This is a genomic window from Microcoleus sp. S1D4, assembly GCF_036700765.1.
In the GTDB taxonomy this organism is placed as follows: domain Bacteria; phylum Cyanobacteriota; class Cyanobacteriia; order Cyanobacteriales; family Microcoleaceae; genus Microcoleus.
Map to the genome: position 1 here is coordinate 42,288 of NZ_JAUBPP010000016.1, position 12,977 is coordinate 55,264.

Here is a 12,977-nt window from a genome sequence, read left to right on the forward strand (position 1 = left end):
TCATGAACGAAAAAGAAAATCCAAATGAAGTGGCTAGTGAAGTCGCAAGCAAAGTTAAATCCACTCTTAATGACGCTATCCAAGGATTAAAAATTTTTCTAATTAACCCTGTTGGCGGTCTTCCAGTTTTTTTTCAAGGGTTAGGCAAGGAACGTGCTTTAGGAGTTGGAATTGCTTTTGGAATAGCCTATGTAGTTTGCTTTGTATTCGCGTGCCAAAAATATTTAACACAATTTTCGATCGATAGCTCATTATTTAATTTGATACTTGCCAGCGTTGCTAATTTTTTGAGTATAGCAGGGGCTAGTTTTTTGACGCGAAAACTATTTCGGGGATATGGCAGCTTTGAAGGGGATATATTCATTGCTGGTGTCGCTTTAGTTCCTGCGTCATTATTGCTATTAATGAGTAGTCTTTTAGGAATAACGAATCTTGAAATTATCGTTATAGTTATGGTTGTGGCTATAACTTACACAGTTTTAATGATTTACACGGGATGCCACAAGATTTCGGGAATTCCCGAAAATGCTGCTGCTTTTGCAGTTTCAGTCATGTTACTTTTGAGTGGCTGGTTATTTAAAATCTTGATTTTATCTAACATATTGAATTAAAAAGCAGAATAATGTAGGAACCAAGATGAGAAATGATTTGAGTTTGTTAGAAATGATAAGACTATTTTTTGAACTGCTTTTTCAGCTAGTTGACTAAGAGTATTGATTTATCGTAGGTATTTGACCCTAAAAGGAAATAAGTATGGATGCACTCGTAGCAGCAATCACACAAATTTTAAATTACATTCACACCCAAGGCCCAGACGCGATCGCGCAGCTCACGGGACTACTCGAAGCTCTCAAGGCTGGAGCTGATTATGTTGAGGTTGGAGCTGGTTCTGTTGCGGCTCTGTTTGGCTTGGTTACTAGCGTACCCGCTGTTATTGAAATTATGAGCCAGTTGATAGCTTTAATCAGTTCAGGTGCCGGTGTTACGGAAATAGCGACAGCGATCGGCTCCTTGGCCGGCTCACTGGGATTGTCTATTGAGTCTGTCATCCATATCTTACAAATGATCGCCGCTTTCTTGCTGGCATTTTAAATATATCAAAAGCGATCGCTCTTCCTTAACTGAGGTGCGATCGCACTTTCCATTTATCCCCTCGATCGCACTTCGTCAATTTCTGTTTCTGAATCTTCCTTAGTAAAAATTACATCCTCATAGATAGCCTCAATACCTGTGCGAAAATCTACGCTAGCCAAGTGAATTTCGCTGCCTTGAGTATAGGAATACAAAACCCACAACCCTTCAGCATTACGGCGAAAACACTCTACCCGCTCACGTTTTTGGCTAATTAACACATACTCTTGCAGCGTTTCTAATTCTTGATAGTCAGCAAACTTATCGCCCCGATCGAATCCTTCAGTACCATTAGACAACACCTCGACAATTAAACAAGGATATCTTTTAAAAGATTGAGATGATTTGTCCCGTTCATCGCACGTTACCATCACGTCAGGATAGTAGTAAATATTCTTCGATTCAATCCTGGCTTTCATGTCGGACATATAAACGCGACAGCCACTACCCCGCACGTGATTTCTCAAAAGAGCAAATAAGTTGCCGGCAACTGTCACGTGAGCGTCACTTGCACCAGCCATTGCATAGGTTTCGCCCTGAATATACTCGTGTTTGAGGGGACTGACTTCTTCTAACTTCAGATACTCTTCCGGGGAGATATAATTTGAAGTGCGATCGGCAATCATGGCTATTACAAAATGTCAATTTTATATGATTTAATTCGAGCTATTCCTATTATATCATAGAACGATCGAACCGCGAAGCCGCGTTAGGCGAAGCGGTTCATTTAATCTTACGCCCTATTAGCGGCAGATGAAATGACCTCTGAGCCGATCAATCTAAGCACTTTGCTCGATTAAATCCGCTTCCGCATCCCGCCGCCTGTTGATACCTCTTGCAATACTCGTACCCACCCAAATCCGTTTCATTTCCCGGATTTGTTCAGCAATGCCCTTCACATCTTTTTTCTGCACTAAATCCCGGATTGCACGCATTTCCCGGCGGCGGTTTCCTTCCATACTCGTGCCGCGATTGAACACCAAACTTACCAATCCACCTTGAACATCTGGCGGCAATTCTTCAAAACCGGGAAATGCTTCTTTAGTAAAATTGTAAAATTTCGGGATAGTTACAATATTAAAAACTTCCCACGCTAATTCCCAAGAAATAAGAATGTCTCGCACGCTAGCTAAACGGCTTTTTGCAGCTTCTCCTTTCAAGCCGCAGCATTTACTCAAACGTTTTTGATCTGCATCTCCTAATTGATACCAATCTTGGTTAAAAACTTCTACACTGTTGTAACCTAAATCGTAACCGATGCCGATCGTAATTCCCGATGCTGCTTCCGGCCAAGTTGGACGCTGCAACAGCTTTTCGTAATATTCCCGCCCGCCGCCAACCTCGAATTCTAAAATTAGCCCGATCGCCCTGTCTGATAAAAGTGACAACCGCAAAGGTTCTCCGGGGAACAAAGCAGCTAGCGTTTTCGGGCCCGCAATTCCGTCAGCCAAAAACCCTTGATTGCTTTGAAACTGTTTAAGGGATGCTTCAGTTTTTGGCCCAAATTGACCATCTGCACTTCCTGGATTCAAACCTAACTCCTGCAAGCGTTTTTGCAGTTTAACAACATCGGAACCCGATGCACCTAATTTTATAGTTTGCACAACCTGTTTTCCTTTAATACTATCGGTAAATTAATTTTTGGTTCCGATTATATCAGAACAATGATTCTCCGGCGTTGCTGAATACTGGTATGATATCAATTCCGGTTGCACTCCTCATGATGTTAACTGTTGACTGTTGACTGTTGACTGTTGACTGTGAATCGAACAACTGAAAATTGCACCGATATCGGTGGTGACTTGTAAAAATAATTCATGAATTACCCTCTAATTTATAACCTGACGATGCAGCCGGAAACCCTATGAATTAAATAAAGATTTTCAAATTCTTATAAACCAAGTACGATCGGTTTTGTAACATCAAATGAAAAGTTGATTCATACCGCGAATCAGCAACGCCTCCTAAAAAAAACCGGCTTCTTCAAGAAACCAGTTTTTCCGACTTACGCTGCGTGTTTTCGATACCAATCAATCGTATTTCTCAAGCCTTCCTTAAAGCCCACTTCTGCCACAAAACCAAACCTTTCCTTAGCCCTTTGGGTATCCAAACAGCGGCGCGGCTGACCGTTCGGTTTGTCTGTTTCCCAAACAATTTCTCCCTCAAATCCCATCAATTCGCAAATGGTTTCCACTAAATCGCGAATTTTAACTTCACTATTTGTTCCCAAATTAACCGGGTCAGATTGATTATAAGATTGAGTTGCCATCACAATTCCCCGCGCTGCATCTGTGGAATACAAAAACTCGCGGCTGGGGCTGCCATCTCCCCAAACTGGCAGTGTTTTGTCTCCCCTTTCTTGGGCTTCGTAGACTTTGCGAATTAATGCAGGAATTACATGGGAACTTTTCGGGTCAAAGTTATCTTCCGGGCCGTACAAATTGACTGGTAGCAAGTAGATACCGTTGAATCCGTACTGCTGGCGGTAGGATTGCAGTTGCACTAATAAGGCTTTTTTTGCTATTCCGTAAGGTGCGTTGGTTACTTCGGGATATCCGTTCCACAGGTCGTCTTCTTTGAAGGGAACTGGGGTTAAGTTGGGATAGGCGCAAATGGTACCGACGCAGACGAATTTTTCGACTCCTGTTTCGTAGGCTGCGTGGATTAGTTGCGCGCCCATCATTAAATTGTCATAAAATAGTTCTGCCGGTTTGAGTTGGTTTAAACCAATGCCGCCAACGTGGGCTGCTAAGTGTATGATGATGTCTTGTTGGTCGGCGGCGCGCTTGCAGTTTTCCATGACGCGGAGGTCGCAGTCGCGCGATCGCGTTACCGAAATTTTATCAGCATCCGCCCCTGTTTTGACTAACTGGTCGATTACCTGACGGCCTAGGAAACCCGCGCCACCGGTGACTAGAATGCGCTTGTTGCTTAAATCCAAGCTTGTCATAATTTGATCCTCGGGATTTTCAATAAAGGTCGATCGACAATTTTCTGTCTAAAAATGCCACCGCTACACAACTTGGAGCGATCGCGCTTGTTTTTCCTGCTCAGTAAAAATATAACCAAACTCGCCCTAGTGGATCTACATTAACTCAACTAGGACGAGCGATCGCCCAACTACCAATTTTGTTGAACGAAAATAGCTGTCAAGCAGTCGCGGTGACTGCTTAGTTTCGCCGCATCAATCAAATCCGTTACCAGAACCTCGTTCCTGCTTTTCTAAAGCTGTGATGTCAGCATCTACCATCAAATGCACTAACTCTTCAAAAGTTACAGACGGTTCCCAATTTAACTGCTGCCGCGCCTTAGTTGAATCGCCAATCAACAGTTCCACTTCTGCCGGACGCAAGTAGCGTTCGTCAAACTCGACATATTTTTGCCAATCTAAATTGACGTAATTAAAGGCTAAATCGAGAAATTCTTTAATCGAATGGGTCTCGTTAGTAGCAATGACATAATCGTCCGGTTTGTCTTGTTGCAGCATCAGCCACATTGCCCGCACGTAGTCTTTAGCATAGCCCCAGTCCCGCTTGGAATCGAGATTGCCCAAGTAAATCTTTTTCTGCTTGCCGGCGACAATTCTGGCAACGGCGCGAGTAATTTTGCGAGTTACAAAAGTTTCGCCGCGACGGGGAGATTCGTGGTTGAACAAGATGCCGTTGCAGGCAAAAAGTCCGTAAGATTCGCGATAATTTACTGTTTGCCAGTGAGCGTAAACTTTAGCGCAGGCGTAGGGACTTCTGGGATAAAAAGGAGTTGTTTCCTTCTGCGGAACTTCCTGCACCAAACCAAACATTTCCGAAGAACCTGCTTGATAAAACCGCACTTCTATGCCCGTGCGGCGCTGGTAGTCCCGAATTGCTTCTAGCAGGCGCAATACTCCCATTCCTACTGTGTCAACCGTATATTCCGGCGAGTCAAAACTGACTCTGACGTGGGATTGAGCGCCTAAGTTATAAATTTCTACCGGCTGAACTTCTTCTAAAATCCGGCGCAGAGTAGTGCCGTCGGTTAAGTCGCCGTAGTGCAGAAATAACTGTGCGTCCGCGCTGTGAGGATCGACATAAATGTGATCTATGCGATCGGTATTGAAACTAGAACTCCGCCGGATAATGCCGTGAACTTCATATCCTTGATCTAAAAGTAATTCGGTCAAGTAGGAGCCGTCTTGACCTGTAATACCTGTTATTAGCGCTCGCTTGCGTTGCGTCATCTGATTTTCCTTTTACAGGCTGTGTTAATTAATTTGGGACGTTCGGGCCAGAGGATGTTGTTCCCTGGCGATCGTATTCTCAAGCTCTAGATTAACTCACAATTGTGCGATCGTCATCAACAAAAGGTGAATGTTTTGACAAAGAGTTTGCCACTTGCTGTCAGTAGTCAGCATCAGCGGCCAGTAACAAACAAAACTAACTACCGATTGCTGACTGCGGACAATAATTAATATGCGCCGTTATTTTTGGGAAAAATCACAACTCCAATTGTTTTGAAAAGAATCCACATATCCATCCAAAGGTTTTTGTCCTTGGCGTAATAGAGGTCGATTTGGACTCGCTGGGGATAGGGAATGTCGTTGCGACCGGACACTTGCCACAAGCCTGTAATTCCAGGTCTGATGGTGAGAATTTTGTTGATGTGACGGCCGTATTTCGGCAGTTCTTCTTCAACTAGAGGTCTCGGCCCGACGACGCTCATATCTCCTTTTAAAACATTCCAAAACTGGGGAAATTCGTCCAAACTGGTCATTCGTAAAAATCTTCCAATCCAGGTAATTCGAGGGTCTTGTTTGAGTTTGAAATTGTCCTCAAACTCTTGACGCAAATGCGGGGATTTTTCCATGATTTCCAGCAATATATCGTCCGCATTTTCCACCATCGTTCTGAATTTAAGGCAATAAAACATTTTACGGTTTTTGCCTACTCGTTCCTGTACGTAAAAAATAGGCCCGGACGAGCTTAAGGCGATCGAAAGAGCCAAAAGCAGATAAACCGGAGCAAACAGGAGCAGAACCGATGAGGAAAACAGGATATCAAATAGCCGCTTGAAAAATTCTCCGTCGAGACTCTGTAGAGAACGAGTTATGCGTCTGTCTCCGTCGAGGACAGGCCCAAAACCGCGTCTCGCGATCGCTCGAATTACCTTAACGGAGATTAGTTGGCTGTCGGCAGTCATCTTACTCCTTCACTTCACACCACACACAGTCTCGATCATAAAGCCTCAAGACGCTTTGTTCTCTGAATTATGTTTCCAATACTCAATTTTCTGCATTCAGAAGATGGAAGATGGAAGATGGAAGATGGAAGATGGAAGATGGAAGAATGGACAAGGTACTTATGTAGAGCGGTTTTGAGGGCTTCGGAAGCAATTACGGAATATTTTCCCACTCTCCCTCTCTCCCCCTCTCAACTCTCAGACTTGGTAAAATCGCGGGAAGAAGGAAGAAAGAAGAAGGAAGAAGGAAGAATAGACAAGGTACTTATTTAGAGAGGTTTTGAGGGCTTCGGAAGCAATTATGGAATATTTTCCCACTCTCCCTCTCTCCCCCTCTCAACTCTCAGACTTGGTAAAATCGCGGGATTGAAATTCCTGATAGCACTGTTCCACAAAAGCTAGATAGCGCTGCTCAAAGACTTCGGGGGCAAACCCGGAGGCGCGCAACCGTCCCATTTCCGGGGAAAATTTGCCTTGCAACTGCTCAAATTCCTTGACAGCTTCGATTAATCCTGCTGCGGTTTGGGAGGGAAAAAATAAACCTGTCCCCGTCTCTGGGTGTTGGCGAATGTCGAGCACTGTCTCCAAAGCGCCGCCTGCTGCATAGGCAATTACTGGTGTCCCGCAAGCTTGAGCTTCTACTAAAGCTATGCCAAAATCTTCACAAGCTGCATAGACAAAGGCTTTTGCCTCGGCCATATATTTTTCGACTGCGGAGGCGGGCTGGTGGCCGAGCAATTGTACGTTGGGTTTGGCGATTTGCCGGAGCATTTCTAATTCTGGGCCGGTGCCGATGACAATTAGATTGCGCCCGAGTTGATTGAATGCTTGGACGATCGCACTTACGTTTTTGTAACTTACCAACCGGCAAACTGTCACGTAAAAATCTTGTTTTTGCTCCAGCAAGGCAAATCGATCGATATTTACCGGCGGATAAATTACCTCAGCGCGCCGCCGGTAGCACCGCCAAATTCGGCGCGCCGTGTGTTGGGAGTTGGCGATGAAATAATCGACGCGGTTGGCGGAAATTACATCCCACTGCCGCAGTCGGTGCAACAAATATCGCGTCATCAGGCCCAAGATGCCCCGTCCGGCTTTGCTATTACGTAAGTAGTCAAAAGTTAAGTCCCAAGCGTAGCGCATGGGTGTGTGGCAGTAGCATACGTGCAGTTGCTGGGGGCTGGTGAGGATGCCTTTGGCGACGGCGTGGGATGATGAGAGGATGATGTCGTAGGCTCGCAGATCTAGTTGTTCGATCGCGACGGGCAGAAATGGCAAATATTTTTGCACGCCGCTGCGGGCTGCAGGAAAGCCCTGCAAGAATGTTGTACCAATCTGTCTTTGAAAAAGATAGCTTTCGGGATTGGCTGATTCAAAGTCGATGAGGGCATAGACATCAGCATTTACGTATTTGAGGATTTCCTGCACTACGAGTTCCGAACCGCCGGTAGCCAAGGGTGTCAACCATTCATGAACTAGGGCGTATTTGAGTTTTTTCACTTTATGTAGTCGATCGAACGATTTATTAGCGCCAGTTCTGTCAATATTAGTCTTACCGAGAGATTACTGACGCAGTATCGAGCCATTAACCGCGTTTCTACGTAGGCGACTCGATTTGAGATTCTTCGACTTCGCGAGCGAACAAGTTTGAGATTTACTCCACGGATTAATCTGGGAGCTCGAACAGGAGTCTCACCAGCGTGGGGTGTTTGTACCCATTTTTTGGGATAGTTCAAACCAAGAATTTTGGGAATCAACGAGGTTTTTGTCAAATTTGGGGCTGGCCAAATTGCCTAGTGCGGCAACGATTCGCCAGATTGTTGACAAAAAATACTATTAGGGGCAATAGTGTAAAGGATTTGCGATCGGCTAACTCTTCGGAACGGGCGATCGAACTAACGTGGTGTGAGGAAAAAATGTCCAAATTTTTGTGGAAAGGACTTTTAGTCAGTCCTGCTGTATTAGCAGCAAGTTTAGTAGTATCTTCGACAGCCCTAGCAGCAGAGCAACCTGTAGAAATAGCCCCGGTAGCTCAAGCCAATCAATTAGAATTAGCAGGTGCTGCCATCGAGCAAGCACAGCCTGAAACAGCAGCCGTGACAGCCGAACCAACGTCACTAGCCACTAACTTAACTGTTGAAACTATTGACAAAGAAAACCTAGCAGCAACAGTAACCCCAGTTACCCAACAGACAAAAGCACCGGAAAACCCAGTTGCAGCAGACACAAGCGAAACCCAACCCGCAGTTGCAGCAGCAGACTTAAGCGCCCAACAACCTGTCGCAGAGGAAATCCCCGCAGTCGCGCCCGCCAACACAAGCGCCACGCCACCCGCCGCACCGACCAATTTAAGCGCCGAAAAACCTGCCGCACAACCCGAGGAGATTTCCCAATCAACCCCTCCGGGCACCCAACCTCAAGCGCAATCAAATCTTTTAGAACAAATCAACCAATACAGCGCAGAAGACAGCGAAGATGCAGCCGGCCAAGTAACCTCAGTTTCGCAACTGTCCGACGTGCGCCCCACAGATTGGGCGTTCCAAGCTTTGCAATCCTTAGTAGAGCGCTACGGTTGCATAGCTGGCTATCCTGACGGCACTTTCCGCGGCAACCGAGCCATGACTCGCTACGAGTTCGCAGCCGGTTTAAACGCCTGTTTGGATAAAGTTACCGAACTGATTAGAGGTGGTACGGGAAATTTAGCAACCAAAGAAGATTTAGCTTCTATCCAAAGGTTGCAAGAAGAATTTGCAGCGGAATTGGCAACTTTGCGCGGTCGCGTCGATGCTTTGGAAGCGCGCACTTCTGAATTAGAAGCAAATCAGTTTTCGACTACTACTAAACTCAACGGCGAAGTGGTATTTGCTGTGACCGGTATCGCCACCGGAGATGATGCTGAAGGCCGCAAAGCTGATAGAACCACAGCTTTTGGTAGCAGGGTTCGTCTCAATTTTGATACGAGTTTCTCAGGTAAAGACTTGCTGAGAACTCGACTGCAAGTTTTGAATTTAGGTTCGTTTTCTACTAACAATACCAAAACCGCTGAAGGGGAATTGCGGTTTAATGCCGGGCCTTTCGGCGAGGCTAGCAATACTGTTGGTTTAGATGCGCTGCTTTACCAATTCCCTCTAGGCAAAAACACTACTGTAATTCTAGAAGCCAACGCCGGCGCTGCTGATGATTTTACCAACACAGTCAACCCTTACTTTGACGGAGATGGCGGTAGTGGCGCTCTTTCCAACTTCGGTACTCGCAACCCGATTTACTATTTGACTGGCGGTTCTGGCATCGCTCTGCGGCATCAGTTTGGGGAAAAACTCGAACTGAGTTTAGGATATTTGGCCGGCAACGCCGCCAACCCGACGCGGGGTAACGGTTTGTTCAACGGTTCTTACGGCGGTTTGGCTCAGTTGACTTTCAAACCGAGCGACAGCTTTGCTATAGGTTTAACTTACGTTAATTCCTACAATTTCGTGACCGGTACGGGGAGCAATGCTTCTAATTTCCCGGCGCGTCTCGGTTCCTTCGGAATTGACAGCGATAGCAATCTGCCTGTTTCTAGCAATTCCTACGGCGCGCAAGCTTCGTTGAAACTTGGTCGCCGAATTGCTCTTGGCGGTTGGGCGGGTTACACCAACCAGCGCATTTTATCGAACTTGGCTACTCCTACTGGTTCTGTGCAGCGGGGAGACCAAAAAATCTGGAACTGGGCAGCTACTTTGGCTTTTCCTGATTTGTTGAAAGAAGGAAATGTGGCGGGAATTCTGGTTGGTATGGAGCCTCGCGTGACGAGTTCTACTAATCGGAGTTTACCGGAAGATAAGGATACTTCGCTGCACATTGAAGGTTTCTATCAGTTTAAGTTGAGCGACAATATTTCCGTCACTCCTGGTGTGATTTGGCTGACTGCTCCGGATCACAATAATGATAATTCTGATTTGGTGATTGGAGTCATCAGAACGACGTTTACTTTCTAGGAGTTGTATGTATAAGGTGCGCCCCCGCACCTTTTTTTGCGCTGAAATAAGCTCTAATTAGATTGATAGTGGTAGTGTAAATCTTTAAACTTGCATTGCATCAATATTCGCTCTGTTAACCGCATATTTCCAGCGTACAAACACTGATTGACGCTGATAATTTAATAAGTCAACCGTTAATTTCAGGCAGATAACGCACGCTATAGCAGATAATTTCCAGATAGAAAGGCAATTTGGGCAATCTTGTGTTTTGTTTCAACAGAAATGACCAGCTTTAGCTAAAGCTGGTCTGCACAAATAGTTAAATCCGTTGTTTTTCCCACAGTGTTTTTCTCACGGCGAGGAAACCCGAGTTGCACGTTTCTTTGCAGCGGGTTCTAAGACAGATATCATCTCTCTTAAGCGGTACTTTTGCAACAAAATTTATTTTTTTGTAATACAACTTTACATTGAATAGAGATTTTTGAGGTTTGTAGTGAGGAATTTAGTCCTCGGATTGTTGGAAAACTGAAGTCGGAACGATCGAACTTATTGTCTTTTAGTTGTCACCGCGTACATCATAATCATGCGGGGGCTTGCTGCGGTCTGCCCCAGACAATCCGCTCTTGTTTGTAGACAACCATACCAGGTTTTGCACCTTTCGGCTTATATACATATTTCGGTTCTGTATAAACCACGGGAACTTGTTCGCTGTGGCGGGCGCGACTGTAGTATGCAGTCATGTCGGCCGCAAATTGCAAATCGGTTTCTTGGGCGACATTACCGGGTGTCAGACGCAGCAAGGCGTGACTTCCGGGAATCTCTAGGGTGTGGAACCACAAGTCGTAGTCGGTGGCGGTACGAAAAGTGAGTTGGTCGTTTTGGCGGTTGTTGCGCCCGATTAATAATTCAAAGCCGCTGGGGGTTTGGTAGCGGTGAAATTCGATCGCAGCATTTTTGTCACTGCCACGGTAATCTGGTACAACTAGATATTTTTGCTGGATCAGTTCTTCGCGAATTTCGGCGAGGGTTTGCAAATCTTGGGTGTTGCGGTAGGTTTCGAGTACCGAAAGCGCGGCTTCGACTTGTTCCAAATAGTCGATTTCTTCTTGTACCGCGGCTAACAAAGGCTCTACTGCTATGCGGGCTCTTTTAAGTTTTTGGTGTTTTTTGTAGATTGCTTGAGCGTTTTGAACGGCGTTTTTTTCTAGGTTTAGGGGAATGGTAATTGGTTTTTCGGTTTCAAAGTCGGGGAGGGAAATTGATTTCATTCCTGGTTGCCAATGCTGCAAGTTTGCCATTAGCAAGTCGGCTTGGGATTTGTGGATGTCTGCGCCTGCCGATTGCTGCAAGCGTTCTTTAAATGTGTTGGCTTTGAGGCGCAGTTTTGCGAGGATGTTGTTGAGTTTTTGGGTAAGTTGATGCCGCAGTTGGGCGAATAGTTGTTGGTTGATTTCGCCGGTGTAGTAGCTGTTGAGTAATTCTTGGACGGAAGAGTTCGGCAGCGGATTTTGTAGCGGATGTAGCTGATGTAACAGATTGGGGGAATTAGATTCCTTTTCAGATTCAGATTCTGGCTGTTTTTCGTCGGGTTTTGGCCACTCGATGACGCTGTAGCCTTCGGGGGTCAAATTGGGTTGGAATTTGGAGTTTTCTAGGCATTGCAACCAGTACAGCCAGCGCTGAAATAGTTGCTGCCATTGGTGGGGATTGAGGCTGTCGGTGGATTGTTCGGGGTCTAAAGAGGCAGATCGAATCATGGACACTACTAAGTTTTTACTCAACCCTCGGTAATTCTTCAACAGATTGGTCTTTAATTGTCCGGGAACCAGGCTAATTCGTTCTTGCCAGCGGTTTTGAGGTTCGATCGCGCTTGGCACTGCATCGGTCAAAGAAGGGGGCAATTCGTAGGGTTGCCCGGTTTGGACTGGGCGGACGCTGGATTGTTTTATGCCGACTTGGTGGGCGCAGGTGACAACGAGATTGTCACTGGCGGTGAGGATGATGTTGCTGTATTTGCCCATGATTTCGGCGTAGAGATGCCAAAGTGCTCCTTCGCCGGGACGTTTGGCGAATTGCAAGTCGATGACTCTTTCCCAAGGGGACACGGGGGCGATGGAAACTAAGGCTAAGCCGCACAGTTGGTGGCGCAGTTGTTCGCTGAAGGTGAAGGTGTCGGGAATGCGGGGCGGGGGGTCGCCGACACAGATGCGGGCTGCTGTTGGATGGGAGGAAAGGTCTATCCAGCCGCGCCCTTTCATGGTGCGGAGGGCCAGGGACACGGTAAATCGATCGCGCTGGTAGACTTGTTCTAGGCGCGCTGGCAGCCATTGGGCTCGCAGTTCGCTGCAAGCTGCGGTTAAAGTTGTAAAGTCTACGGGTTGCACGGTGGCCTCTTTGCGATCGATCGAATATGTATTTCTATACTGACAGATATTGGTCGTATTTTACCGATCGAATCAAAGTTTGGAAACGAGCTGGAAGGGAAAGCATATCTATGCTATAACAACAGCTCGTTTGCGATCGAACAAAGGTATACTGTTGCGCGATCGATCCATTAAGCAGGGGGAACACCTCTTATTGAACACTGTTCATCAGTGGTGAGTATATTTTGAGATAAATTCACCATTCTTAGAAGCTACAGACACGCTTTGTAATGACTTTTTAAATAAAAGA

At 46.0% G+C, this 12,977-nt stretch carries 11 protein-coding genes; 4 read left to right on the forward strand and 7 right to left on the reverse strand.

What is annotated here, in order from left to right:
* Window positions 1-2 precede the first annotated feature (2 nt).
* On the forward strand, window positions 3-611 hold the full coding sequence (locus QT998_RS17605; protein WP_333116655.1) for a hypothetical protein: 609 nt from the start codon (window positions 3-5) through the stop codon (window positions 609-611).
* Window positions 612-753: 142 nt separating this feature from the next.
* Window positions 754-1,092 (forward strand): hypothetical protein, encoded by a 339-nt coding sequence (locus tag QT998_RS17610; protein WP_333116652.1) that lies wholly within the window; start codon window positions 754-756, stop codon window positions 1,090-1,092.
* Between the two features lie 53 nt (window positions 1,093-1,145).
* On the opposite strand, the gene QT998_RS17615 is transcribed toward QT998_RS17610, so the two are convergent.
* The 5 genes from QT998_RS17615 to QT998_RS17635 all read right to left on the reverse strand — a co-directional run bounded on the left by QT998_RS17615 (window position 1,146) and on the right by QT998_RS17635 (window position 6,306).
* Window positions 1,146-1,757, reverse strand: coding sequence for a Uma2 family endonuclease (locus QT998_RS17615; RefSeq protein WP_333116649.1), 612 nt, complete (start codon window positions 1,755-1,757; stop codon window positions 1,146-1,148).
* 153 nt (window positions 1,758-1,910) lie between these two features.
* Window positions 1,911-2,735 (reverse strand): peptidoglycan-binding protein, encoded by an 825-nt coding sequence (locus QT998_RS17620; RefSeq protein ID WP_333116646.1) that lies wholly within the window; start codon window positions 2,733-2,735, stop codon window positions 1,911-1,913.
* A 401-nt stretch (window positions 2,736-3,136) separates the two neighbouring features.
* On the reverse strand, window positions 3,137-4,081 hold the full coding sequence (locus QT998_RS17625) for a GDP-L-fucose synthase family protein (protein WP_333087446.1): 945 nt from the start codon (window positions 4,079-4,081) through the stop codon (window positions 3,137-3,139).
* A gap of 234 nt (window positions 4,082-4,315) precedes the next feature.
* Window positions 4,316-5,347 (reverse strand): GDP-mannose 4,6-dehydratase, encoded by a 1,032-nt coding sequence (gmd, locus tag QT998_RS17630; protein ID WP_333087447.1) that lies wholly within the window; start codon window positions 5,345-5,347, stop codon window positions 4,316-4,318.
* Between the two features lie 227 nt (window positions 5,348-5,574).
* Complete coding sequence (locus QT998_RS17635; protein WP_333116644.1) at window positions 5,575-6,306, reverse strand: sugar transferase; 732 nt, start codon at window positions 6,304-6,306, stop codon at window positions 5,575-5,577.
* Window positions 6,307-6,423: 117 nt separating this feature from the next.
* On the opposite strand from QT998_RS17635, the gene QT998_RS17640 reads away from it, so the two are divergent.
* The gene (locus QT998_RS17640) at window positions 6,424-6,618 is read left to right on the forward strand and encodes a hypothetical protein (protein ID WP_333218090.1); all 195 of its coding nucleotides are present in this window, start codon (window positions 6,424-6,426) and stop codon (window positions 6,616-6,618) included.
* A 63-nt stretch (window positions 6,619-6,681) separates the two neighbouring features.
* On the opposite strand, the gene QT998_RS17645 is transcribed toward QT998_RS17640, so the two are convergent.
* The gene (locus QT998_RS17645) at window positions 6,682-7,845 is read right to left on the reverse strand and encodes a glycosyltransferase (protein WP_333116639.1); all 1,164 of its coding nucleotides are present in this window, start codon (window positions 7,843-7,845) and stop codon (window positions 6,682-6,684) included.
* Window positions 7,846-8,261: 416 nt separating this feature from the next.
* On the opposite strand from QT998_RS17645, the gene QT998_RS17650 reads away from it, so the two are divergent.
* On the forward strand, window positions 8,262-10,322 hold the full coding sequence (locus QT998_RS17650) for an iron uptake porin (protein ID WP_333116695.1): 2,061 nt from the start codon (window positions 8,262-8,264) through the stop codon (window positions 10,320-10,322).
* Between the two features lie 563 nt (window positions 10,323-10,885).
* Here the strand turns inward: QT998_RS17650 and QT998_RS17655 are convergent.
* Entirely contained in the window at window positions 10,886-12,688 is a 1,803-nt protein-coding gene (locus QT998_RS17655; RefSeq protein ID WP_333116635.1) for an Rqc2 family fibronectin-binding protein, read from the reverse strand.
* Window positions 12,689-12,977: the final 289 nt, after the last annotated feature.

Coding starts and splice junctions, on each gene's coding strand:
- QT998_RS17605 (WP_333116655.1), top strand. CDS start 3: ATGAACGAAAAAGAAAATCCAAATGAAGTGGCTAGTGAAGTCGCAAGC.
- QT998_RS17610 (WP_333116652.1), top strand. CDS start 754: ATGGATGCACTCGTAGCAGCAATCACACAAATTTTAAATTACATTCAC.
- QT998_RS17615 (WP_333116649.1), bottom strand. CDS start 1,757: ATGATTGCCGATCGCACTTCAAATTATATCTCCCCGGAAGAGTATCTG.
- QT998_RS17625 (WP_333087446.1), bottom strand. CDS start 4,081: ATGACAAGCTTGGATTTAAGCAACAAGCGCATTCTAGTCACCGGTGGC.
- gmd (WP_333087447.1), bottom strand. CDS start 5,347: ATGACGCAACGCAAGCGAGCGCTAATAACAGGTATTACAGGTCAAGAC.
- QT998_RS17635 (WP_333116644.1), bottom strand. CDS start 6,306: ATGACTGCCGACAGCCAACTAATCTCCGTTAAGGTAATTCGAGCGATC.
- QT998_RS17640 (WP_333218090.1), top strand. CDS start 6,424: ATGGAAGATGGAAGATGGAAGATGGAAGAATGGACAAGGTACTTATGT.
- QT998_RS17650 (WP_333116695.1), top strand. CDS start 8,262: ATGTCCAAATTTTTGTGGAAAGGACTTTTAGTCAGTCCTGCTGTATTA.